Annotated in this window: 18 protein-coding genes; 3 read left to right on the top strand and 15 right to left on the bottom strand. The window is 41.9% G+C overall.

Annotated elements, in window-relative coordinates:
* Positions 1–69 precede the first annotated feature (69 nt).
* Positions 70–1,431 carry an MATE family efflux transporter gene (locus B5354_RS12740; protein ID WP_079529200.1) on the top strand — a complete coding sequence of 454 codons (1,362 nt, stop codon included), beginning with the start codon at positions 70–72 and terminating at the stop codon, positions 1,429–1,431.
* A gap of 379 nt (positions 1,432–1,810) precedes the next feature.
* Here the strand turns inward: B5354_RS12740 and B5354_RS12735 are convergent, their stop codons facing one another.
* From B5354_RS12735 to B5354_RS12675, 13 genes are all read right to left on the bottom strand, one after another.
* Positions 1,811–3,241: an aldehyde dehydrogenase family protein gene (locus tag B5354_RS12735; RefSeq protein WP_425432153.1), complete on the bottom strand. Its 1,431-nt coding sequence runs from the start codon at positions 3,239–3,241 to the stop codon at positions 1,811–1,813.
* 179 nt (positions 3,242–3,420) lie between these two features.
* On the bottom strand, positions 3,421–4,554 hold the full coding sequence (locus tag B5354_RS12730; protein WP_245804833.1) for a NupC/NupG family nucleoside CNT transporter: 1,134 nt from the start codon (positions 4,552–4,554) through the stop codon (positions 3,421–3,423).
* 577 nt (positions 4,555–5,131) lie between these two features.
* Positions 5,132–6,253: a Ger(x)C family spore germination protein gene (locus tag B5354_RS12725; RefSeq protein ID WP_176142488.1), complete on the bottom strand. Its 1,122-nt coding sequence runs from the start codon at positions 6,251–6,253 to the stop codon at positions 5,132–5,134.
* Positions 6,246–7,355, bottom strand: coding sequence for a GerAB/ArcD/ProY family transporter (locus tag B5354_RS12720; RefSeq protein WP_079529197.1), 1,110 nt, complete (start codon positions 7,353–7,355; stop codon positions 6,246–6,248). The genes B5354_RS12725 and B5354_RS12720 overlap by 8 nt, the downstream gene beginning before the upstream one ends.
* Complete coding sequence (locus tag B5354_RS12715; RefSeq protein WP_079529196.1) at positions 7,339–8,895, bottom strand: spore germination protein; 1,557 nt, start codon at positions 8,893–8,895, stop codon at positions 7,339–7,341. Before B5354_RS12715 ends, B5354_RS12720 begins: the two co-directional genes overlap by 17 nt.
* A 129-nt stretch (positions 8,896–9,024) precedes the next feature.
* Positions 9,025–10,320, bottom strand: a complete 1,296-nt coding sequence (locus B5354_RS12710) for an NCS2 family permease (protein ID WP_281252741.1) — start codon at positions 10,318–10,320, stop codon at positions 9,025–9,027.
* Between the two features lie 147 nt (positions 10,321–10,467).
* Positions 10,468–11,913: a PH domain-containing protein gene (locus B5354_RS12705; RefSeq protein ID WP_079529195.1), complete on the bottom strand. Its 1,446-nt coding sequence runs from the start codon at positions 11,911–11,913 to the stop codon at positions 10,468–10,470.
* On the bottom strand, positions 11,903–12,379 hold the full coding sequence (locus tag B5354_RS12700) for a PH domain-containing protein (RefSeq protein WP_079529194.1): 477 nt from the start codon (positions 12,377–12,379) through the stop codon (positions 11,903–11,905). The genes B5354_RS12705 and B5354_RS12700 overlap by 11 nt, the downstream gene beginning before the upstream one ends.
* Positions 12,380–12,482: 103 nt before the next feature.
* Positions 12,483–13,295, bottom strand: a complete 813-nt coding sequence (gene proC, locus B5354_RS12695) for a pyrroline-5-carboxylate reductase (RefSeq protein ID WP_079529193.1) — start codon at positions 13,293–13,295, stop codon at positions 12,483–12,485.
* Positions 13,296–13,623: 328 nt separating this feature from the next.
* Positions 13,624–14,787: a sporulation protein YhbH gene (gene yhbH, locus B5354_RS12690; protein WP_079529192.1), complete on the bottom strand. Its 1,164-nt coding sequence runs from the start codon at positions 14,785–14,787 to the stop codon at positions 13,624–13,626.
* Positions 14,788–15,291: 504 nt separating this feature from the next.
* Positions 15,292–16,596, bottom strand: a complete 1,305-nt coding sequence (gene odhB, locus B5354_RS12685) for a 2-oxoglutarate dehydrogenase complex dihydrolipoyllysine-residue succinyltransferase (RefSeq protein WP_079529191.1) — start codon at positions 16,594–16,596, stop codon at positions 15,292–15,294.
* A complete protein-coding gene (locus B5354_RS12680; protein ID WP_245804832.1) occupies positions 16,583–19,411 on the bottom strand; it encodes a 2-oxoglutarate dehydrogenase E1 component in 2,829 nt (942 codons plus the stop codon). Before B5354_RS12680 ends, odhB begins: the two co-directional genes overlap by 14 nt.
* A 443-nt stretch (positions 19,412–19,854) precedes the next feature.
* The gene (locus B5354_RS12675; protein ID WP_079529189.1) at positions 19,855–21,753 is read right to left on the bottom strand and encodes a PrkA family serine protein kinase; all 1,899 of its coding nucleotides are present in this window, start codon (positions 21,751–21,753) and stop codon (positions 19,855–19,857) included.
* Between the two features lie 279 nt (positions 21,754–22,032).
* Between B5354_RS12675 and B5354_RS12670 the strand changes: the two genes are divergently transcribed.
* On the top strand, positions 22,033–22,848 hold the full coding sequence (locus B5354_RS12670; protein WP_079529188.1) for a lipoate--protein ligase family protein: 816 nt from the start codon (positions 22,033–22,035) through the stop codon (positions 22,846–22,848).
* 37 nt (positions 22,849–22,885) lie between these two features.
* A complete protein-coding gene (gene lipA, locus B5354_RS12665; RefSeq protein ID WP_079530573.1) occupies positions 22,886–23,833 on the top strand; it encodes a lipoyl synthase in 948 nt (315 codons plus the stop codon).
* Between the two features lie 32 nt (positions 23,834–23,865).
* Here lipA and B5354_RS12660 read toward each other — a convergent pair whose 3' ends face one another.
* Positions 23,866–24,651: a hypothetical protein gene (locus B5354_RS12660; RefSeq protein ID WP_079529187.1), complete on the bottom strand. Its 786-nt coding sequence runs from the start codon at positions 24,649–24,651 to the stop codon at positions 23,866–23,868.
* Between the two features lie 121 nt (positions 24,652–24,772).
* Positions 24,773–25,093, bottom strand: a complete 321-nt coding sequence (locus B5354_RS12655; RefSeq protein ID WP_079529186.1) for a hypothetical protein — start codon at positions 25,091–25,093, stop codon at positions 24,773–24,775.
* Positions 25,094–25,334 lie beyond the last annotated feature (241 nt).

Genomic DNA, 25,334 nt, shown 5'->3' with positions numbered 1-25,334 from the left:
GCTGCCACGATACAAAATGTGCTATAATCCTCGTGTCCTATAGGAATTGTACCAAAAAGGAGAAGTCCTATGTATGAAACAACGACATTAAAAGAAAAAATAAAATTATTCACCATGATTCTCATACCTATTTTTATTACGCAAGTCGGCATGTATGCGATGAACTTTTTTGATACGATCATGTCCGGTCAGGCAGGGCCGGAAGACTTGGCTGGTGTAGCAATCGGATCAAGTATATGGCTGCCGATATTCACCGGATTAAACGGAATCCTGATGGCGATTTCCCCCATCGTAGCTCAGCTTAAAGGGGCGAGAAAGGATGCGGATATTCCCGAATCCGTCAAACAAGGGGTATATTTATCGATCGCCATTGCTGTGGTAATCGCAGGAATCGGCTTCTTGTTGATTGACCCTATTTTGTCATTAATGGAGCTCGAGGAATCTGTACAGCATATTGCGAAATATTATTTAATTGCTCTTGGAACTGGGATCATTCCTTTGTTCATTTTTAATCTACTGCGTTCATTTATCGATGCACTCGGTCACACTAGAATATCAATGATGATCATTTTACTAACACTACCAACAAACGTTTTCTTTAACTATGTATTGATTTTTGGAAAATGGGGCTTCCCTGAACTCGGTGGAATCGGCGCAGGCTTAGCAACCTCCTTAACCTATTGGGTGGCTTTTGCCATTATTGCTGTTGTGATTCATAAACTTTACCCATTGCGCACGTACGGTATCTTTAGAAGCTGGGTCACACCTTCCTTTAAAAGCTGGTGGGAACAACTGAAAATTGGTATCCCAATTGGATTTGCGATCTTTTTTGAAACGAGTATCTTTTCAGCCGTTACTTTTTTCATGACCACTTATGATACGTACACCGTTGCCGCACACCAGGCAGCCATTAACTTTGCTTCTTTCGTCTATATGATGCCTCTGAGCATCGCTTTTGCCTTAACGATTGCCGTTGGGTATGAAGTAGGGGCGAAGCGATTCACAGATGCCAGAACCTACTCCTATCTTGGGATTTCATTTGCCGTCTGTATGTCAGTTGTGGCGGGGGCTATACTGTATATCTTCGACGACTCAGTTGCGCGCCTGTACAGTTCCAATCAACGCGTGATTGAATTAACAAAGAACTTTATTATTTTTGCTATCTTCTTTCAACTATCCGACGGTTTCGGAGCCCCAATTCAAGGAATTTTACGAGGCTACAAGGACGTCACGATTACGCTCCTTATGTCGTTTATTTCTTATTGGGTGATTGGTTTACCCAGCGGTTATATTTTGGCCAATTATACGGAGCTTGGTCCCTACGGCTACTGGATGAGCTTAATTATCGGTTTAACTGCCGGAGCCATTACATTGATGCTGCGTATGCTCTACCTGCAGCAGAAGAATATTCGCCTTTATCAAAAGGGATGAGGAAAGCGCACAAATTAAACCTTTTGATGTTTATCCGCGATAACTTCGATATTACCGCGATTTTTAAAATATATCCGCGACTATTAGAATATAACCGCTAAAATGAGGATATATCCCCGAATCGCCTATTCTAGCATTTTCGCGAGAAGATAGCTGGATTCGCCCGTACGTGGTTATAATGCTTATAAAGGAAAGCAAATGGTTTCACTTCAAGCTGAAAAGAGGCTGGGACAAAAATACTTTTACCAAATGAAAATCCGAACTAAGCAGAAACTATGAATGTTGTATAATCCGCTGCGAAAATAAAGCATATCGTTCGTCTTTTTACTTAAAAAGTTTAGTTATGTCCCAGCCACTTTTTGCAAAGAGAATCCTATTCTTATTGATTTAAATTCAGTACAACCAGGCGCTCCTCCGTCATTTCTTCAATGGAATACTTAGGGCCTTCTTTGCCGGAACCACTATCTTTCACACCACCATATGGCATAAGATCTACGCGGTATTGGGAAGAATCATTGACCATCATTCCGCCTACCTCGACATGTTTAGCTGCATAAAATGCAGTATCTAAATTTTGTGTGAAGATTCCACCTTGTAAACCATACGGAGACTGGTTCACTTCATCGATGCATTCTTTTATATCTGTAAACGGAATCAAGCTGACAACTGGTGCGAATATTTCTTCGCATACCACTTTCATATCGTGCGTGATGTCCTGAAGAACGGTCGGCTGAAGCAGGGCACCTTCCCGTTTGCCGCCATGCACGACCGTCGCTCCAGCATGCTTCGCTTCCTCTACCCACTGCTCAGCACGTTTGGCCTCATCTTCACTGATCATCGGCCCAACATCTGTTTCATCATCACTCGGATCACCGACGTTCAGTTCCTTCACCGCTTTTATAAATTTCTCTTGAAACTCGTCGCGAACGTCTTCGTGTACATAAAGACGCTGCACTGATAAACAAACTTGCCCGGCAAAAGCAAAGCTCTTTGCTGCCGTGTTTTGGGCTGCTGCATCAATATCTGCCTCTTTATCAACAATAACCGGTGAATTATTTCCGAGCTCAAGGATCAGCTTATTGAGCCCGGTATTCTGTTTCAGTTTCAGTCCGACTTCAGCACTTCCTGTAAACGTATAAAGCTGGATCCGTTCATCTTGCATCATTTGATTACCGACTGTTGATCCTGAGCCTACCACAACGTTAAAGAACCCTTTTGGCAAGCCGGCTTCCTGAAACATTTCAGCTAACATTAAGGAAGCTACAGGTGTTTTACTTGCAGGCTTCAACACTACCGTGTTTCCCGCCGCAATAGCAGGTGCGATTTTATGGGACACGAGATTAAGGGGAAAGTTAAACGGGCTAATCGCCCCGACCACACCAACTGGCACCTTAATTGTAAAAGCCATACGATTCTCAGAGCCAGGGGCAGATTCAACAGGTACGCCTTCCCCATGAATCCGCTTCGCCTCTTCTGCCGAAATCTCAATTGTCTGTGTTGCGCGGTCTACTTCAGTACGGGCTTGTTTAAGCGGTTTTCCAGCTTCCATCACAATCGTCTGAGCGAACTCTTCTTTGTTGTCCTGTAACAGCTCACTGACACGCTTAAGTACCTGATAACGCTTATAAGGAGCTAAAGGTCCGCCTTTATAGGCACGTTCAGCCGCACTGATTGCCGCATCCACCTCTTTTTCAGACGCTTTGGCGACTTGAGCAAATGTATCTTGCGTATATTTATTTCCTACATCTATTGATTCATTCGTTCCTGTCCATTGACCGTCGATATATAATTTATATTGCTTTACCACGATACATACTCCCTTTCAAATGGAATCTATAGGGAATATAGCCTTTTTCGTCACCGTGTAAACACCCATACAGGACAAACAACATGTTTAGAAAGACTAATCATGGGGAAAAGAAAAAAATTGCTCATACAAAAAACCTGGCGAGAGAATTTTCTCTCCAGCCAGGTTTGTCCATCAGTTTTTTATAAAAATAAACCAGCCATTGTAGCGGAAAGCATAGAACCAAGTGTTGCACCAATCAGAAGTTTCATACCGAAACCTGATACTCGGGCACCTTTATCGGCATCAATTCCTTGTACAGTTCCCGCGATGATCCCAATAGAAGAGAAGTTAGCGAAACTGGTTAAGAATACTGTAACAATACCGACTGTTTTTTCTGATACTTGATCAACCATTCCCTGGAATTCAAGCATGGCAACAAATTCGTTTGTCACAATTTTCGTCCCCATAATGGCACCTGCATCAAGTACTTCTGATGCCGGGATTCCCATTAGAAGACCGAGTGGAGCAATGATATATCCAAGCCCTTCCTGCAAGGTAAAGCCCGCAAATAAGAAGGAGAACAATGCATTGACCAATTCCAGTGAAGCAATAAATGCAATTAGCATGGCTGCTACGATCAAGGCAATTTTACCACCATCTAAAGCACCATTTCCCATCGCTTCGAAGATACTCTTCGAACCAGATACATCGTGAATATCTACGTAATCATCTTCCTTAGATACTTTAACCGGCGCAATCAAGGAAGCAATAATTAGTGCACTAAACATGTTTAATGGAAGGGCGACAAGAACATACTCAGCAGGCAGAATGCCGATATATGCCCCTACGATGGAAGCGGATACGGACCCCATTGCTGATGCACTTACAATAAATAGACGATTATCACTTAAGTGCTTAAACTGAGATTTAATCGCAATAATTGCCTCAGATTGACCAAAAAAGATACTGTTTACCGCGTTGAACGATTCGATCTTAGGAAGACGAGTAATATACGATAAAAACTGACCAAAATACTTGATAATAAACGGAAGAATTTTCAAATACGTAAGCACAGAAAGAATAGTTGCGAAGAAAATAATAAGCAGCAATACATTAAAGAAGAAAACAGATGCACCATCTTCTGTCGCTACTCCGCCTAGAACAAAGTTCACCCCGACTGTTCCATATTCAATGAGTTTGTTAAAAACCCATGAAATTTTATTAATGATCCAGGCACCGACTTCTGTCTCAAACATCACAAAGGTTGTTAGAAGCTGCGCCACAAGCATGACACCGATACCGAAATAATTTATATTTTTACGATCATTAGACATTAGGAAGGCTATTCCAAGAATCACGATTATACCCAAAATGCCCAATAAGATACCTACAATACCCACTTAGGTTCCCCCTCAAAAGTTTTAAGTCGTCAGAATCACAAAAAATGAAAATGCTTTCATGATCTGTTTCTATTAAGGATTTTAACAGGTTGTCAGACGTCTTGCAATAGTTATCAAATAAAAAGAATTTTCATAAAATAGATCTTTATCCTCATATATGGACATTATTCCCTAAACTACAGCATTTACACTACATCAAAAACATCTAGATTTCGAGGGGTTTTTCATAAATAATTCTCGAAAGACTTTTTTCCTATTTTCTATTTGGTCTGAACTAACATGAAAACACACACTAAAATGCACCTTCCGGCGGTCAACCGAAAGGTGCTATACCTAAGGGGAGGTATATCTTTTATATAATGAAAGGACTGCTTTTACTACTACGTCCTGTTCACCCAATTTTGCTAAATGGATCTTTGACTTATAGGATTCACTTAACGCTTTAAAGTGATTCTTAACTATTAGACGACAAAACAGAGCTTCAGGTTTCAAAAATCTGCAATTCCCTTGATTAATTAATAATACCATGCTGTTTCACATCAACTTCTACCTTAGGAGTAATCGTTATGTTTGGATAGTCTTTATTCCAGTCCATCTGGTTCCAAACCTCAGGATAATAGGCTTTGACCCGCCTTCCAATCGAAAATACGTCACTGTTTGCCGATTGAGTTTTGGCTGCGATTTCTTTCGCATCTTTTGTTAAAACACGTGTTAGTCGATCGGAAAGTTTATTAATAATCTGTAATGATACAAGTTGATTATGCGGATACTCCAGAATCCGGGCAGAAATTTTTAAAGATAAATCAGCTTTCACCTCACCACCTTGAACTTTAACATTTAAATCTCTTTTTATCTTCATCACTTTAATGGTCACATAGTTTAATGGTTCGTACGCTTTATCATTATTGACTTTCCTTGTAATCCGAGCCCTCTTCCCTTTTTGTCCTTGCATCAATACGAACAGTACAGCGTCTTCCTGTTTAATTTTCTCGCCTGTGTAAGAACGGTTATGGAAAAGACCTAAACCGTTATATTCTACTAACTGCTCATCGCCTTGAACTACTTTTTTTAATATCGGAAGAGTAAAGTCTTCTCCAGGCTCCATTAATTCTGCACTAATAAGCTGAAGGTTTTCGCCTGTTGAATAAGTTCCTAACACGACGCTTTCAAGCAAACCTGTTATATATTGGCTGACTCTTGATTCATTTGGTGTTTTTACTGAAATGACCTCTTTAGCTGATCCTTCGACAACGGCTAATCGTGCGTTTAGATTACTATTTGGATTACGGTAAAATCCGTCTAAAACTGGATAAATGTCCCGCTTCGCCAAATCTTCTCCAACTAAGACGACCTGAAGTTTAGAAGGGTCAAAGGAAGCTGAGATTCTTTGGTCAATTTTTTCCCGAGCATCTAAAGTCGTAGGAGCTTTCGAGGACACAATTTGGACTTTTGGTTTAAGCGGTCCCTCTGGACTTCCCATAATGGTCGGAATAGAAACTGTTTCAATAATGCTTCCATTTTCTAATTGATCAAAGCCAACGGATAGAGCAAGATTATAGTTCTTAAAATGCCTTTGATCCCAGCATCCAGTCAGGACTAAAAGAGAGAGGATTACGCATATTACCTTATTCACTCTGCTTCCCCCCTTCCTTTTTTGCTTTAAACCTAAGGGCACTTATACATAACGTAAAGATTGGAATAAAAATCCCGAACGCATACCCAAGAAAAACGACCACATTCCCTAACAATTCAAGCCGTTCACTCTCGAAACCAAAGAATATTGAAATGATAAAGATACTGATGGCTGCCAGCGTGACCAGAATACTGGATTGTTTTTGAAAAACTGTTTGCAGTCCCATTCCTGTCATAAAGAGATACGTTGCAAATGAAGTGGCCACCGAAACCACCCAAATCGAAAGAAAGAATAAATCGATTCTTGCTATAATAGGAAACTGAAAGGATTTTAGCATATAAAGGACTGGCTCTTGAACGAGAGCAATTTCCTTCGTACTAAAGAATGTAAAACTCACAAGCACTACAAATAAGTAGAAGCAAGTGACAAAACAGTGAGCCCAAAAGACCGTTTTAAATTTATCTTTCGGTTTTCCCTCTACATACGTATAGATAACGAGTGTGACAATAAAGCCGAAATAGGACAGTAATCCTTCATTCGCCCCTTTGACAATATTTATCCAACCAGACTGGGCCACAGGTAGAATATAGAGGATCTCCAATTCTGAAAAACAAAAGACCATAAGAAAGATCAGAATAAATAAAAACAGCGAGAGGCTTGTATATAGGCGAGCAATAATTTTCAAACCACTCGCTGTTAAATACAAGCAAACAGATACCATCAAAATCGACAAGACCCAGAAAGGAGTACTCGGCAAGACCCAGAGACTGAGCATTCGGCCAAATAATAGTACAATTAATACCGACACAGAGGTGAAATAGATAATATAAGCGACAATAATGAATTTGCCAGGCCATTTGCTAAACACTCGTTCTAAAATTTGGAAAAAGTTCAAGGATGGATGACGTTTAGCCAGCATCCACAACAAGAACAGGATAATCAGTAAGGAAAAGGCCGTAATAAGCAGGGATATCCACCCATCTTGTTTTGCGATGCCGTGAAGGTCATAAGGCATCGATAAGACCCCTACACCTATTTCGGTTTGAACGATAATGAAAAAGAATTGCCGCCGGGATATCATTGGTTTACTTTGACTGCTCATTCTTCTTCCACTCCCTTGATTCCTCCATTGCTAACTGCTTGGTGGGATGGGCATCTTTCGGCCGTTTGTTCATTTTATAAAGCGGGATTCTTACAAACGTGTCTTTTAAATCATTAAGGCTCAACGGTGCGATAGGAGCAAAATAAGGCACTCCAAACGATTCGAGTTTTGTTAAATGAATCGCGATAAACAATAATCCAAACATGATACCCACAAACCCTAAAGTTCCGGCCAGGAATATGAGCGGAAAAGTTAACAGCCTAAGTGTTGTACTCAGTTCATTCGAAGGAACGACGAACGATGCAATAGCCGTCAAGGCGACGACAATAATCATGAGATTTGAAATTAGACCTGCACGTACAACGGCATCTCCGATCACCAAGCCTCCTACGATCCCAATCGTTTGACCGACAGGAGATGGCAGCCTAATCCCGGCTTCCCGTATCAACTCGATAATAATAACCATGACCAATGCCTCTACAAGTGGCGGGTAGGCAATATCGTTGATAGAACTTTTCACAGGAACAATCAAATCATCAGGGATCACTTCAAAGTGGAAGCTGACGACAGCTATGTAAAACGCCGGCAGCCCAATAGCAATTAAGAAACTAGTCAATCGAATTAAACGAATAAATGTCCCCGTATACCACCGCATATTATAGTCATCGGGAGATTGATAAAACATAAAAAAGGTGGAAGGGGCGATTAAACTTGTCGGGCTTCCCTCCGCCATCACTGCAATGCGTCCCTCCATGATGTTAGCAGACACCCTGTCTGGCCGTTCCGTATTAAGCATTTGCGGAAATGGCGATGAAGTTGAATCCTCGATAAACTCTTCAATGAAACCTGGACTCTGTACCATATCCACAGAAATATCAGTGATCCTTTGTTCGATTTTACGAACGATTTCCGGATCAGCAATCCCATTCATGTATACAATGGCGATATTTGTATTCGTCTTCTTGCCAACCTTGAAGTATTTGACGACTAAACTCTTATCCTCGATACGCTTTCGAATTAAATTAACATTAGTTTTGATATTCTCGACAAATCCTTCATGTGATCCTCTTACTACTTTCTCATTAACTGGTTCTTCTACACTACGATTAAAAGACGCAGTCACGTCAAAATAAGTAATTCGTGTGCTGTCTTCATCAAAATACAGCACATGGCCGCTTAACAGTTTTTTTATAGCTTCATCTAAATTTGTCATTTGTCTGGAATTAGGAAGATCCGGTATTCGTCCCACATGTCCCATTTCAATAGGAGCAAATATTTTCTTTTGCATTTTTTCATGATCAACGAGTGTTTCGTAAAATACCAAAGCCGCACGACCGTCATCTAAGGCTCTAACCTTTAAATCACCTGTTTGTTTACACTGCGAAAAAAGGTAGTCGATATTTTCGGATAATTGAGCAGATGAACTCATCTGTTGAGGTTGAGCATAATGTGGCTTCTGCGGTAGTTCATGTTCGAATGCTTTCTCTTGCTTGTTGCCTTGCTCACTTTTTCCAACTAGAAATTTTTTAAAGAATCCCATATTCATCACCTAAAAATAGAATGCACCAAAAAAGACCAAATATGCATCCCCACCCAGAAACTGGATGACCTGAGGTGGAAGTTTATGTAAAAAACCACCACTGCGAGAATGCAGTGGTGGTGATGTGTGTTAATATCCGGGGAAGAAGATCATTTGCAAGATGAAGATAAATCCGAATAAATACAGAATCCAGTGAACATCTTTCGCTCTTCCAGACATGATTTTCAAGAGTGGGTAAGAAATAAATCCAAAGGCGATGCCGGTTGCAATGCTTGAAGTAAGCGGCATCGATAAAATAATAATAAAAGCCGGAAATGCTTCATCGAACGCCTGCCAATTAATCTTTGCTAACCCTTCCATCATAAAGCAGCCAACAATAATCAATACCGGCGCTGTGATCGCAGATAAGCTGGAAACCGCTCCTACCAGCGGAGAGAAAAAGATAGAAATGAAGAACAAAGCTGCCACGACAACTGTCGTCAGCCCAGTTCTCCCTCCTGCCGCAACTCCGGAAGACGATTCAATATACGCAGAAGAAGGACTGGTTCCAAACATCGCTCCCGCTGTGGTGGCAGTTGCGTCAGCCATCAAAGCTGCACGTGCTCTCGGCAGGCTTCCATCTTTGCGGATAAAGCCAGCTTGCTCCGCTACCCCAATCATCGTTCCTGTTGTATCAAAAATCGTCACAAGCAAAAAGGCGAAAATAACTGTATAAAGCCCGTTGCTAAACACACCTGCTATGTCAATATCCCAAAAAACTGGTGCTGGCGGTACAGAAGTGATACCATTCTCAAACTCAAGCTGGCCGGTAAATACGCCTAACAATGCTGTTATGGCCATGCCAATAAATAACGCCCCAGTTACTCGACGGGCAATAAGCCCAAGTGTGACAAATAGACCGACAATCGTTAACACCGTCCCAGGGGCCGTCAAGTCGCCCATTGTAACCAGCGTTGACTCACTAGCGACAATAATCCCTGACATGCGCAGCCCTAAAAAAGCAATAAAGAGGCCGATCCCGGAGGTAATTCCGTATTTGAGCGAAGGAGGAATCGCTATAATCAGCGTTTCCCTTAATTTCGTTAAACTTAAAATAACAAATAAGATCCCAGCAAGGAAAACAGTACCTAAAATAACGGAATAGCTGACATCCTGCTGAACAACTTCCGTTACAAAGTAAGCATTCATTCCCATCCCCGGTGCAATCGCAATCGGGTAATTGGCAGCAAGCGCCATAACTAACGTACCAATAATCGCTGCAATAACAGTCGCCATAAAGACTTGCTCAAACGGTAAACCAGCAGCCGATAAAATCGCCGGGTTCACGACAACGATATAAACCATAGTTAGAAATGTAGTCAGGCCTGCTAATAGCTCTGTTCGGACGGTTGTATTGTTTTCTTGTAAACGAAACATCTTCAACATCACCAACACCTTACTTTCCGAATGAAAAATCACAACATCCTTAATAATATTCGTTTTACGAACAAATTTCAAGGGATGTCCATAAAATGTTCGTCTTTTAACAAAAAATCGATTCCTGCTTAAGAGCAGAAATCGATAGAAAAACGATCATTTAGTTTGGAACCAACTCATTATGGTTTCGGAATCATCCTGGTCTAAGTAAAGGCACCGGGCCCTTGTCTTTCCAGCCCCGGTCTTGACCATGACTTCAATAGAGGAAAGCCGGCCACGCTGTTCAGGGATCGACCTCGAGAACTGACAGGATTGGATACGATGCTTCTTAATAAAATAAGTTTGTTTCGTAATGAGACGATTGCTGAGCATCAATTGTTTTTCTCGAATATTCCAGCCAGCATCACGGTAATTTAACATTCCCAGCCCGATGAAAGCAGGAATCATTATGAACGATAGTAAGCCCAGCGGCCAGAAAAACACACTAACTCCGATCGAAATCAGTAAAGGAAGCCATATACATCTGAAGACATAACGACGTTTGGCACGTTTTGGAGGACTTTCAGGAGAAACTTCTAGCTCATACTGAGGAAGAATGCTTGTCAGCACTGGTTCAATTTGGTCTCGCTTGATAAAAGGAAGAATTTTAAATTGCTGATCTGCCCCTTCCTTAACTGATCCTCCGGCACTAATAATCGAGACTGTAGCGAAACCTAAAGGCTGCCTGACTATGTTCTCATCAATCCTGATTCCTTGAATTCGATTGAGCGGGATCGTAACTTGTTTCTTTTCCAAGAGCCCGCGAGTAATTACCAAATCGTCTCCCTCATGAAAAACAGAAAAGTTTCCAAAACGCAGAATCGTTAAAATAACAGCTAGTCCATAAGCAATGATCAAAACAAAGGCAGCTATGACTCCCGCAATGACAACACCAAATTGCAGCCAGTTTACTACCTCATTATAAATTGCGCCAACCGGTAAAAATTCAGTAATTTGCGAAAGAAAGACAGCTACCCCTGAAATCACAACTCCTGCCCCGCCTGAAGTTACAGCCATAAGGATCAGGTCTTTCGTCGTCATTTGATAAACGAGCGAACGACTTGTTTCTTCTATGATTTCTGCGTCACTTTCGGCAGAAGAAGGATCAGATTTCTGCTGATAGATCGTTTTCTCAAGCTCTTTCGCGTCGAGGCGTTTAATTGCCGTCAATACCGCTTCAGCTTCTAACCCCGAAGTGGCAGCCGTTTCGATCGACACTTTGACAAGCTGAAACGGCCTGTGCAAAATACCTTCTGAGAAATCCAGACTTTGAATACGTTCCAGCGGAATATAACGTTTTTTCCGGAACAGTAAACCGTGTTCGATTCGCAATTCTCCTTCGTCAATCCAATAAACAAAACGAAGCCACTTGACCACACCGCCAATTAAAATAATTAATAAAAATACTCCTGTTAAAATAAGCGGCAGCCAGCCAAGAAACCCTCCCTCGCTGTTTCCATTAAAAAAGAAAATCGCAACGATTGGCAGAATTGCATCTTTTAGCCCTTTTGCGAAGTTAAGTACAGCTGAAATAGGATGAAGACGTTTCGGTTCAAACATCATCTTCAGCCACCCGTGCTAATGATGAAATCGAACGCCGCAGTTCTTCTGCTTCTGTTTCATCCAGCGCTGGGATTTTATGTACAGTAGCTGCAGTAGAAATGCTGATCGTTGCCAAACGATATTTGCGCAGCAATGGCCCTTGTTCTGTATCCACATGCTGGACACGAACCATTGGTATTAACGTGCGTTTCACAATAAACAGACCATATTGATAGTCGATTTCCTGCTCCCTAACCTCATACCTGAGCCGCTCCCACCTGATTGAAGGAATCAGCCAAATGGAAAAAATAATTTCTAACAGAATCACAGCCCCAATCACAAGACTTGGCCAGACCGGCCATGAGAACAGATTCGTTAGAACCAGGACCGCGACAGCTACGATGACACTGATCCCTGTGCTGATACACCCATGAACCCTCCACAATGAAAGGGCACGTTTTGAAATTTGTTTTGTAGGTGCATTCATGAACAGCCCCCCTTTTCTCTCTGCTATATCTTCTACGAGCGATCTCACCGTTAGGTTTCATCATAATAAAATCCAGACCAAAAAAGCCTGGATTTTACGCCCTTTATGAACCACTGGATAATTCTTTTGATTTATTGGTGCAAGCCGTCATAGCTTGAATGACCGAACTTCTCAAACCTGTCTGTTCAAGCGCAGTCACCCCTTCAATGGTCGTGCCGCCTGGCGTACAGACCGCATCTTTTAGTTCACCAGGATGCTTACCTGTTTCCAGCACCATTTTCGCTGCCCCCTGCACGGCCTGTGAAGCAAGCTTATAGGCCTTGTCTCTTGGAAACCCCTGCTGCACCGCTGTATCAGCCATTGCCTCAATAAACATATAGACGAATGCTGGCGATGATCCGCTCAGTGCCGGCACAGCATCCATTAAGTGCTCCTCTATCACTTCAGCCTCGCCAAAGCTTTCAAAGAGTTCCTTCACATCATGAAGATCCTCTTCCGTAATGAAGTCATTCGGGCAAAGGACACTCATTCCGGCACCCACGAGTGATGGTGTATTTGGCATGGACCGAATCACTTTAACTTGCGATCCAAATGATTCTTTTACTTGATCAAGCGTTATTCCAGCTGCCACTGTTACGATGACAGTATGTTCATGGATTGATGATTTAATCTCCTGGATAACCCCTTGATAGATATAAGGTTTCACAGCCAGAAACAAAATGTCACTTTCCTGCGCCAATTTTTTATTATCAGTAGAGATATGAATCCCATACTCTTCATCGACGAAATCGATGGTTTCATCGCTTAAAGCAGTGGCCGCAATTTGCTCCGGCTTTACCAAATTCGACTGGATCATCCCTTGAATCATCGCCTGACCCATGGAACCGCAACCCAGGAACCCTATTTGTTTATCCACCGCACAACACCCCTTTCTTGTGATTCTCATTGTATCCGAATATGACTTCTACTACAATCTCTTATCCATTTAGAAAGGTGGATGGATTATTTTTTCTTGATAAAGCCTTTACAAATTCAACCTGCTTTACTATAATTAACAGTGTATTCTTCATATCATAACGAATCACAACAAATATCATAGCTGCTACGAAAAAAGCTGAGCTGCCTTCAAGCTCAGCTTTTTTCGTGGGGTAAGCCAGCGTATCTATCTTTTTCCCATTTTTAAAAAAATTAAACCACTTTCTAATATAAAGAAGCCAGGTTCCTTTTGAACCTGGCTTCCCCTCTTAACTCATTGCTTCAACACTTTCTTCATCATTAAAAAACGCTTTCATAGCATGAAACACATCTGGTTTTTTTCTTAAAATATGATGTCTGAATTTAGGATGATCAATAGATTTATAGGCCTGCATTAAACTGGAAGAACGATTATACTGGTTCACTTCCCCATATCCAAACATTTGCGATACTTCAATTAAATCTTTAATTAAGGAAATACACCGCTTGTTATCAGAAGTAAGATTATCGCCATCAGAAAAATGAAAAGGATAAATGTTATAACGTTCCGGGGAATACTTTTCATCGATAAGCTGCAGTGCTCGACGATAGGCCGAGGAACAAATCGTCCCGCCACTTTCACCTTTTGAGAAAAAGTCTTCTTCACTGACTACCTTTGCCTGCGTATGGTGCGCAATAAACTCTACATCTACTGTCTCATAATTTTTATTTAAGAATCGATTCATCCAAAAGAAAAAACTTCGAGCCATATATTTTTCCCATTGCCCCATAGAGCCACTTGTATCCATCATTGCAATAACAACAGCTTTTGACTCCGGTTTCTCTTGATCTGTCCACGTTTTGTAGCGAATATCTTCAGGATAAATCGGGGCAAAAGTTGCTTTGCCGCCAAGCGCATTGCGTTTATACGCCTCAAGCATCGTCCGCTTCTTGTCAATATTTCCTGTCAAACCTGTTTTCCGGATATCGCGAAATTCAATGTCCTCATGAACAATCGTATCTTTTTCTTTCTCAGCTAAGTTCGGCAGTGTTAATTCTTTAAAGAAAGCTTCTTCCAGCTCAGCAAGGCTGATTTCTGCCTCATAATAATCTTCTCCTGCCTGGTCTCCAGCACCTTCTCCTTGACCGGGCTTGCCTTGTTTCTCCTGTGACCTGCCTAATACATCGCCAACTTCACTTTCACCGTCTCCTTGACCAGCATGCTTATTCTTGTCGTGGTTGTAGCGAATCTTATATTCATCAAGTGACCGAATCGGTATCTTTACAACTTTCTTCCCATTAGACATCACAATGTTTTCTTCCGTAATTAGATCAGGAAGTTGTTTATTCATTGCATCTTTTACTTTTTCCTGATGCCGGCGCTGATCATCATAGCCTTTCCGGTGGAGGGACCAGTCGTCTTCAGCAATTACGAAACTTTTCTTATCATCCATTTACAAATTCCCCTCCTAGCTTTGAGTATTACTCTATCGTATGCAGGTCCATGTCAATGGATGAAGCGAAATCAACGAAGGTTTGATTATTTCTGAAAAAAGAAATGTATGCCTATTTTTTTAAAAAAGAAACTCATTAAGCGCGCAGAAAAAATTAAAAGATTGCAAGGCTTGAAGACATAACGATGAAACTATTGAATGAGTAATGGATACTCAGAGGTGTGGAGAAAACGCACCTACTGGGGCAGAACTGCCGGAGCTTTGGGTAGAATTTGTGCGTGCTAGGGCCGAATCCTTGAAGCCTCGGGCCGAATAAGCGCGTGCTAGGGTCGAACCCACGAACCTCAGGGCCCGTACACCCGCAAGCATCAAGGAAAAATCCACACAAATTCGCGCAAGGAAACCCTCACCTGTACAAAAACAGGCTCCACATCTCCCACTCCTTTATAAAAGCACATAAAAAAGCACCTCGCTTCATAAGTAGCAAGGTGCTTCTCTCAAACTTTATCCTTCTAATAGTAGATCGTAAGGATCTTCAATCATTTCTTTAATTCGGCGTAAGAATTGTACCGCATCTTTACCATCAACGATTCGGTGATCATAGGAAAGAGCAATGTACATCATTGGACGTGCCTGAATCGTATCATCAGGCATAACTTTAGCTCGCTTCTCGATATTGTGCAAGCCAAGAATACCAACTTGTGGTGAATTCAAGATCGGTGTGGACAACATAGAACCAAAAATTCCACCATTTGTAATCGTAAAGGAACCACCTTGTAAGTCTTCGAGCTGAAGCTCTTTATTACGAGCTTTCGTAGCTACATCAGCAATCCCTTTTTCAATGCCGGCAAAATCAAGACGGTCAGCATCGCGGACAACTGGAACGACCAGACCTTCTTCTGTAGAAACAGCCATGCCAATGTCATAGAATTGCTTCTTCACTATTTCATTGCCCTGAATTTCAGCATTGATCAGTGGGAATTCTTTCAGAGCTCCAACAGCGGCCTTCGTAAAGAACGACATGAATCCTAATTTAATATCATGCTTCTTCAAGAACGAATCTTTACGTTCTTTACGAAGATTCATTACATTCGTCATGTCTACTTCGTTGAACGTAGTAAGCATAGCAGAGTTTTGCTGCGCTTCTACAAGACGCTTAGCGATCGTTTGGCGGCGGCGAGACATTTTCTCGCGCACTACCGGCTTATCAAACTCTGTCTTCTCACTTGATTCTTTCTTGCTTTCTTTCTTCTCCTGCTTAGGAGCAGCTTTTTTCTCATTCTTGCTGCTAGCCGCAGAGTCCACATCTTCTGGGCGAATTCGGCCTAATGGGTCTCGTGCAGAAATCTCACTCAGGTCGATCCCTAGCTCACGCGCACGTTTACGCGCTGCTGGTGTAGCGATCACATCGCCTTTAGTGCTGCCTTCTTGTTCATTTGAACTTGCTTGTTTCTTTTCTTCTTTTTGCTCTGAAGCAGTGCTTTGTTGCTGCTCTTGTTTTTCTTCCTTAGGCTCTTCCTGTTTTTCTTCCTGCTTATCATCGGAACTGTCATCAGAAGATCCGCCTGCTTCACCGTTCTCATCCACTTTAGCGATAACGTCCCCAACTTCTACGTCATCACCTTCTTCTTTTAAAAGCTCCGCAATTACGCCGCTTGCATCGGCGTTCACTTCCACATTTACTTTATCTGTCTCTAGCTCGAGTACAGGATCACCTTTTTCTACTTGATCCCCTTTTTTTACGAGCCACTCGGCAATTGTGCCTTCTGTGATGGATTCAGCTAATTCAGGAACTTTAATTTCCTTCATTTGATTTTCCTCCTTTAGACATCTGTAACGCTTCCTGGATGATTCGGTTTTGTTCTGTTTTATGAATGTTCGGTTCACCTACGGAAGGAGATGCACGATGCGGTCTGCCTACGTAGCGGTGAATTTGTCCTTCTTTAAGCAGCTTGTGAAGGATGCCTTCTACAAAATACCAGCTTCCCATGTTTTGCGGTTCTTCTTGAACCCATACGAGCTCTTCCAGATTTGGATAAGCCTCTAGAATCTCAGCAAGTTTCTTGTCCGGGAATGGGTAAATTTGTTCGATTCGAACTGCATCAACGGCTTCGAATTTTTGGTCTGCCTTCTCTACTGCATCTTCAATTTCAACCATGATTTTCCCGCTGCCGATGAGCAATGATGTCACTTTCTCTTTAGCTTTTCCTTCTTTAGTTAAACCAGGTTGTCTTAGGATCGATTGGAAGCTTCCTTCACTAAAACGTTCAGCTTCTACCGCCACTCTCTGGTTACGAAGCAGACTCTTTGGTGACATAACAACTAATGGTCTAGCTTCTTCTTTATTACTAATCGCTGCCTGGCGTCTTAGTAAGTGGAAGTATTGAGCTGAAGATGTCACGTTTGCCACTGTCCAGTTGTTTTCAGCGGCTAATTGTAAGAAACGTTCCAGTCGAGCACTGGAGTGTTCAGGACCCTGGCCTTCATAGCCATGAGGAAGCAAGAATACCATACTTGATTTCTCTCCCCATTTAGCACGGCCGGCTGCAACAAATTGATCAAAAATAACTTGACCCGCATTAGCAAAGTCGCCGAATTGCGCTTCCCAAATGACAAGTGATTCAGCCGCTTGAACACTGTATCCATATTCAAAGCCAATTACACCAGCTTCAGACAATGGACTATTATAAATATCGAAGGAGGCCTTTGCCTGGTCCAATCCGTGAAGCGGACTATATGTTTCATCTGTTTCAATATCATGGAGAACCATATGACGATGCGCGAATGTTCCACGCTCCGTATCTTGTCCGGTAATTCTAATTGGAGTTCCATCTTCTAAGATCGATGCAAAAGCGAGTGCCTCAGCTGCACCCCAATCGACCTTGTTGCCGTCATCCAGCATATCGCTCCGTCGCTTCAGAATTTTTTCAAGTTTCTTAAACCCGTTGAATCCTTCAGGACGTTTGAGCAGATCCTGATTCAACTGTTTCAAACGGCCCAGTTCAACCTTTGTTTCGAATTCATCAAGCGGACGTTCTACCCCGCCTGGACGATCTTTTACATCGGCTTCCTCAGTCTCATTTTCTTTCATATTATTGTATGTCTCACGAAGGTTTTTCTCAATTTCTTCATTGATTTGAGAGAGAGATCCTACCTCGACTAACCCCTCATTTACGAGAGTTTTCTCAAATAGATTAGCCACTGTCGGGTGCTCATCGATTTCCTTATAGAGCCTCGGCTGCGTAGAGCGTGGCTCGTCTATTTCATTGTGGCCGTAACGGCGGTACCCGACCAAATCAATTAAAATATCCTTATGGAACTTTTGACGGTACTCATAAGATAGTGATATAGCAGATAAACAAGCAATAGGATCATCAGCATTCACATGAATGACAGGAATTTCGAAACCTTTTGCCAAATCACTTGCGTATCGAGTGGAACGGCCATCGCGCCTATTCGTTGTAAAACCTACTAAGTTATTTGCAATGATATGAAGCATTCCGCCTGTACGATACCCAGGCAGATCACTCATATTCAACCCTTCTGCTACAACTCCCTCACCAATGAAGGCAGCGTCCCCATGAATGAGCACACCAAAGGCTTCTTCCTCATCCATTTGGGCATAGCCAGGATTCGAACGATCGTCTTGAGCCGCTCTGGTGAAACCTTGAACGACAGGATTTACGTACTCTAAGTGAGATGGATTGTGACTTAGGGTGACACGAGTGCTCGTTTGCTCTCCATCACCAATTTCACGCCGGGCACCGAAGTGATATTTCACATCGCCCGTCCATCCGTAGTTAATGCCTGTAGATCCTTCTGAAGGTACCAGTTCCTTATTAGGAGAATGATGAAACTCAGAAAAAATCCGATCGTAAGGCTTGCCTAAGACGTGAGCAAGCACATTTAATCTTCCGCGGTGGGCCATGCCCATCATAATATGATTAATTTTATCAGCTGAAGCTGATTGAACTAAATGATCCAGCATCGGGACCATGACATCCAAACCTTCAATAGAGAAGCGTTTTTGCGCTACAAAAGTTTTAGCCAGGAAGTTCTCGAACCCTTCCACATCGGCCAGTCTTTTAAGAAGCTGCTTCTTCTCTTCATTGCCTAATTTCACTTGAAAAGCCGCTGACTCTACTTTATTTTGCAGCCACATCCGTTCGTCATCGTTGTTTACATGGTCGTACTCAAAGGAAATTGTACCAGAGTACCTTTCTTTGAGTGTGCGGACAACACTTAAGGCATTATCTAATTTGACAGGGGATTCTGGCCATATCCATTCTGCCGGAATTCTCTTCAAGTCTTCCTCAGTTAACCCATAATTCTTAATGTCTGTTAGCTGTGTTTCTTGACGATCTTTACCGCCCACAGCATAGATGTCTGCCTCTAGATGTCCATGACGACGAATAGCCTCAACAAGTTTCAATGCTGAGGTTACTTTAACAATATCTTCTGATGAAGCTTGAGCTGATGCCTGTGCTTCTCCATTCGTTACTGAAGATACTGATGTACTCATCCATGCTGGTGCACCATGAGCATCAAATAATTCTTTTAATGAAGCGTCAACAGAATTTGCATCTGTTACATATAACTCGTATTGTTCCTCAATATACCCCATATTGGGGCCGTGAAATTTTTCCCAAAAGCTTTCACTGGAGCCTTGATTTGACACGTCTAAATACCCCCACAAGTAGTTGTTGTCCAATGCTAGAACGTAAACGTTTGCAAATACACATTCTATTATAGAGTCGAAACGTCCCGAAATTCAACATATAGCACTTATTTTTTGAAGCTTAAACAACAGTTCTATTATAACAAGAAAGATGTAGCAATGGGGCGCCTTTTTCACTTTTTATTACTAAAGCGACATAATAAGAATATTCATAGTTTTCAGTGATTACTCAGACCCATTGCAAATAGGATGTTGTCGGATTTTGTCTAATCGACTACGATTACCGCTCTTCATTATTCCCATCTTCGTACTATGTAAAACATGTTTCCCTGAAAATAAAAACAAGACCACCCGAAATTCGGATGGCCTTGCTTCTTTAAATTACTGAACTATCGATTTAATAAACTTCCCACATATTTTAATAGTTCGTTAGCTGAAGTTGAATTGTATCCATGCTCGTCAATCAAGGTCGCGACAACTTCATTAATTTTCTTCAGCTGCTGTTCATCCGGCGTCTTCGTAGAGGTCGTAATCTTAACAATATCCTTAAGATCCGCGAACAATTTCTTCTGAATGGCTTCACGAAGCCGCTCATGAGATTGATAATCGAACTTCTTGCCTTTCCGTGCATAGGCTGAGATTCGGATAAGGATTTCTTCTCGGAAAGCCTTTTTCGCGTTCTCAGAGACTCCGATTTGTTCCTCAATGGAACGCATTAATCGCTCATCTGGATTCATTTCTTCCCCTGTCAGTGGATCTCTTAGTTTAGCCTTATTGCAATAGGCCTCAACATTATCCAAATAATTATCCATCAGTGTGCGTGCTGACTCTTCGTACGAATAAACAAATGCTTTTTGAACTTCTTTCTTAGCCAGGTCGTCGTATTGTTTTCTAGCAAGTGAAATAAATTCTAAATACCGTTCTTTGTCTTCTTTAGAAATCGACGGATGACTGTCCAGCCCATCCTTAAGGGAACGAAGTACGTCGAGCGCATTAATCGAAGTCATTTCCTTTTTAATAATGGTCGAGGAAATTCGGTTTATGACGTAACGTGGGTCAATTCCGCTCATTCCCTCATCTGAGAATTCTTTCTTCAGCTCTTCAACATCAACATCGCTAAAGCCTTCAACATCTTCTCCATCATACAGGTACATCTTCTTCAACACATCGACAGACGCCTTCTTCGATTCTTTCAAACGAGTTAAAATCGTAAACATCGCGGCCACTTTTAATGTATGTGGGGCAATATGCACATCACGAATATCACTTTCGCGAATCATTTTTTCATAAATTCTCTCTTCTTGCGTGACCCTCAGGTTATATGGAACAGGCATGACAATCATCCGAGAATGGAGTGCCTCATTTTTCTTATTGGCTATAAAAGAACGATACTCCGCTTCGTTTGTATGGGCAACGATCAGTTCATCGGCTGAAATTAAAGCAAATCTCCCCGCTTTAAAATTGCCTTCCTGTGTCAGGCTTAACAAATGCCATAAGAATTTCTCATCACATTTTAACATTTCCTGAAACTCCATCATGCCTCGGTTCGCTTTATTTAACTCCCCGTCGAAGCGGTAAGCCCTTGGATCAGATTCCGAACCATATTCAGCTATAGTCGAAAAGTCAATGGAGCCAGTCAAATCAGCAATATCCTGGGACTTCGGATCAGACGGACTGAAGGTTCCAATCCCTGTTCGTTTATCTTCTGAGAAAAAAATTCTTTCAACTAGTACATCTTCCATACGTCCCTCGTAATCCTGCTCAAGTCGCATCGTGTTTAATGGAGAGAGACTTCCCTCAACCCGAATGCCATACTCCTCCCTAAACTCATCCCTTAAATGATGCGGAATCATATGAAGAGGGTCCTCATGCATCGGACATCCCTTAATTGCAAATACAGCTCCCTCATCTGTATACGAATACTTTTCAAGCCCTCGTTTTAATAAATTTACAAGGGTTGATTTACCGCCGCTTACAGGTCCCATTAATAATAAGATTCTCTTTCTCACATCTAACCTTCTGGCAGCCGGATGGAAGTACTCTTCCACGAGCCGTTCCATTGCTTCATCCAACCCATAAATATCTTCATCAAAAAAAGCATACTTCTTATGGCCGTTTTCTTCCTCTTCCACACCAGCTTGTGTAACCATATTATATACACGCGAGTGAGCGGACTGAGCTAAATGCGGCTTCTCTTTTAATAGATCCAAGTATTCTCGAAAGGTACCTTCCCACTTCAATTCCTCTTCTTGCTCTCTTCGTTCCTGGACTCTTTTTAAAATATCCACTTAACGACCTCCCTCGTCGTAACAACCAGAAGTTAATTTCATTCTATGCCCAACCTTACAAAAAAATGAATCTCACAAAACATTTAGAAAGTCTTTAAAACTTGTTATGGGAAAGAATATGACAACCCCTAGCCTGTTATGTGGACAAGGGTGTATACTATCAGATAAATGAGCAATTCATTTAAAACATAGCTTTTGACTTGGAATTTTTACCTTGTTAGAATTATCTTGATATTATAAGCTGGCAAGGAATTTTATAATGGAAAGAAGGCTAACATGATGGAAACATGGTACTTTGTCGATTCTGACCACCTCACTCCAGCCTTAAATATGGCTATGGATGAAGCGTTGATGAATTGGCATCGTGAAGGAAAAATCCCCCCTGTTTTACGCTTTTATGGTTGGGATCCAGCTGGTCTATCCGTTGGTTATTTTCAAAAAGTTCACGGAAAAATTGACGTAGAAAGCGTAAAGAACCATGGATATGAACTTGTCCGCCGTCAAACAGGTGGTCGTGCTGTCCTTCATGACAATGAACTTACATATAGCGTCATTGTTTCAGAACAACACCCTGATATGCCTGCTTCTGTAAAAGAGGCTTACTTAGTCATTTCACAAGGATTATTGGAAGGTTTTAAGGAACTTGACATCGCTGCTGAATTTGCGATCCCTGAAGGGAAGCTCGACACAAACGGGTCGGCTGTTTGCTTTGAAGAGCCCTCGTGGTATGAACTGATCGTAGATGGTAAGAAAGCTGCCGGCAGTGCCCAAACGAGGAAGAAAGGAATCATCCTCCAGCACGGGTCGATACCTATAGAAGTCGATGAAACCAAGCTTTTCGATATGTTTATTTATAAGAATGAGCGAATAAAAGAGAGAGCTCGAAAAGCCTTTAGCGACAAAGCCATTTCCATTAACAACCTGAGCCCGGCTAAAAAGTCGTATACTGAAGTAAAAAAAGCTTTCCAACAGGGATTTGAAAAAGGATTAAACCTGAATTTGGAGCCCTTTCATTTAGATGAAGAACAATGGGCTGAAGTGAATCAAATTGCTGAAGAGAAATACAGCAATGACAAATGGAATTATTCCCGATAACTTAAGATTAAAAAACCATCTGAGGAGTGGATCAATCGTGGCAAAAAAGAATCAGGATTACATAAGAAAACCAGATTGGCTTAAAATTAAAATTAATACCAACAAATCTTACACAGGTTTAAAAAAACTCATGCGGGAAAAGAAACTCAATACAGTATGCGAGGAAGCACGCTGCCCGAACATTCATGAGTGCTGGAGTGAAAGAAAAACAGCTACGTTTATGATTTTAGGCGACACATGTACGCGCGGATGCCGCTTCTGTGCCGTTAAGACAGGCCTGCCAAACGAGCTGGACTGGGGCGAGCCAGAACGAGTGGCTGAATCCGTGGAAATTATGGGTCTTAAACACGTTGTCGTTACAGCGGTAGCCCGCGATGACTTAAAAGATGGCGGAGCTGCTGTTTTTGGCGAAACCGTAAAGGCGATTCGTCGTAAAGTTCCAGGCTGTACAGTTGAAATCCTGCCTTCTGATATGAAAGGCGACTACGAAAGCCTGCACACGTTAATGGGCGGGGAACCGGACATCTTTAATCACAACATTGAAACAGTCCGTCGTTTAACTAAAAAAGTTCGTGCCCGTGCGATGTATGACCGGTCCCTCGAATTACTGAAACGTGTGAAAGAAATTCGTCCAGATACACCAACAAAATCAAGCATCATGGTCGGGCTTGGAGAAACAAAGGAAGAAATTGTCCAGGCTATGGATGATCTTCTTGCCCATAACGTTGATATCATGACGATTGGCCAATATTTACAACCAACGAAAAAGCACTTGAACGTCGAACGTTATTATCACCCGGATGAATTTGAAGAGTTAAAGAATATTGCTATGGAAAAGGGCTTCAAACATTGTGAAGCTGGCCCAATGGTCCGTTCTTCCTACCACGCTGATGAGCAAGTTAATGAAACGTCTGCTCAGCGCCGCATCAAGTATATGAAAGGGTACGAATCTCAGGGAGAAAAGTTAGATACGACGAACATCTAATAGTAAAAAGTCGCCTCGTTGGGCGACTTTTTTTATGACTGATTTTTATTGTTTTCCTCTTCATTTGAAAATTGTTCTTCTGGTGATGAACCTGATTCACCTGATTCACCTGATTCACCTGATTCTTGTGAACCACCATCTGATTCTTGTTCATCAGAATTTTCTTCCTGTTCATCAGAATACTTATTTTCTTCATCTTGACCATCGCTTGGATCTCGATCGGTTATGTCACTAGAATCGTCCTCTTCTTCTATTGGCTCTTCAGGTTCATCTGGTCTGTGCGTATCTTCCTCTTCTTCAGGTTCCTTACTAACCGGATCTTTCTCAGTCGATGTCTCCTTATCAGGTTCCTCTTCTCTAACCTCCTCCTCCGTATCATCTGTGTCGTTATAAGAAGGTGTAGTAGTTGTAGACCCACTTGAAGAACGACCCTCAGAGTAACTGGAGGACGGGGAACTGTAACCAGACGTATTATTATCTTGATATGTATAATTGCTTTCGTTCGACTCAGTTGAGTAGTCTGGTTCAGAACTGTTTAAAACTTGGTCCCCTTCATTACTTTTCATGAAGGTTTCATCGTTTATTTCCTGTGTTACTTGATCATTATCTTCCTCAGTTTTGTTAGTAGAATCCTCTTTCTCATTGTCTTTTTCTTTCTTGTCTGTTTTTATGTCAGATTGCTTATCCTTGTCCACTTTTTTCTCAAGCGTAACAGTTATCGGATCTTCCGCCTGTCCCTCCTCTCCTTGCGCTTGATCACATGCAGCTAGAGATAAACAAAAGCTCCCCAACAAGAACGACATCATGACAGCCTTCACATTACCTACGCTCCTTTTTTAAAAATTTCCCTATCGACTCGATGATTGGTCTTATAATATATACATATTGTACCATAATATAAGAAAATAGCCGCCTATTCGACGGCTATTGCAAATATTTTTACCAGGGAGATCCATAATAATAAGGCGGACGTCCATATGGCGGTGGATATTCATAGCCATAACCATAGCCCGGCCCGTATCCTGGCCCTGGCCCAGGTCCCGGGCCATAATATCCTCCTCCGAAACCACCAGGAGGCACGATTACACTTCCTAGTAATCCTCCAAGAAATCCTCCTACAAATGGACCCCCGAAAAATGGTCCAAAAAATCGGTCGTCATCATAACCGTGTTCATAGCCAAACATCTGTTGATCAGCAATTCGTGCATGTTCCTCATCATAATACCCATACTGATAAGGATAGGGCTGGTACTGATCCATTACTATTCCTCCATTTCAGCCTTGGTTAATCACCTACGTTTCAATCTATGTGGGGAAAAACCTATTGTGTAGGCATTTAACCCAGCCATTGATAATTTCTTAAGATATTCCATAGACAGGCGATTCACATTAACCAGGATATGGGGTATAATAAACAACAGCATGCTTGTCTTTAAAGACTTTAAAGGAGGCCGACATACATGAAATTAACATTGATTATCTTAGTTTGTGTGACGTACTT

The sequence above is a fragment of the Halobacillus hunanensis genome (assembly GCF_900166655.1).
Classification (GTDB): Bacteria; Bacillota; Bacilli; order Bacillales; family Halobacillaceae; genus Halobacillus_A; species Halobacillus_A hunanensis.
The sequence above is the reverse complement of the archived record's forward strand: the minus strand, read 5'-3'. Positions and strand labels throughout refer to the sequence as shown.

Excerpts from the sequence above, each read along its gene's own strand:
- B5354_RS12680 (WP_245804832.1), bottom strand. The coding sequence starts at position 19,411 with ATGGGGTATATTGAGGAACAATACGAGTTATATGTAACAGATGCAAAT.
- odhB (WP_079529191.1), bottom strand. The coding sequence starts at position 16,596 with ATGAAGGAAATTAAAGTTCCTGAATTAGCTGAATCCATCACAGAAGGC.
- yhbH (WP_079529192.1), bottom strand. The coding sequence starts at position 14,787 with ATGGATGATAAGAAAAGTTTCGTAATTGCTGAAGACGACTGGTCCCTC.
- B5354_RS12730 (WP_245804833.1), bottom strand. The coding sequence starts at position 4,554 with ATGTCTAATGATCGTAAAAATATAAATTATTTCGGTATCGGTGTCATG.
- B5354_RS12715 (WP_079529196.1), bottom strand. The coding sequence starts at position 8,895 with ATGGGATTCTTTAAAAAATTTCTAGTTGGAAAAAGTGAGCAAGGCAAC.
- B5354_RS12710 (WP_281252741.1), bottom strand. The coding sequence starts at position 10,320 with ATGTTGAAGATGTTTCGTTTACAAGAAAACAATACAACCGTCCGAACA.
- B5354_RS12655 (WP_079529186.1), bottom strand. The coding sequence starts at position 25,093 with ATGGATCAGTACCAGCCCTATCCTTATCAGTATGGGTATTATGATGAG.
- B5354_RS12740 (WP_079529200.1), top strand. The coding sequence starts at position 70 with ATGTATGAAACAACGACATTAAAAGAAAAAATAAAATTATTCACCATG.
- B5354_RS12670 (WP_079529188.1), top strand. The coding sequence starts at position 22,033 with ATGGAAACATGGTACTTTGTCGATTCTGACCACCTCACTCCAGCCTTA.
- B5354_RS12700 (WP_079529194.1), bottom strand. The coding sequence starts at position 12,379 with ATGAATGCACCTACAAAACAAATTTCAAAACGTGCCCTTTCATTGTGG.
- B5354_RS12705 (WP_079529195.1), bottom strand. The coding sequence starts at position 11,913 with ATGATGTTTGAACCGAAACGTCTTCATCCTATTTCAGCTGTACTTAAC.
- B5354_RS12720 (WP_079529197.1), bottom strand. The coding sequence starts at position 7,355 with ATGAGCAGTCAAAGTAAACCAATGATATCCCGGCGGCAATTCTTTTTC.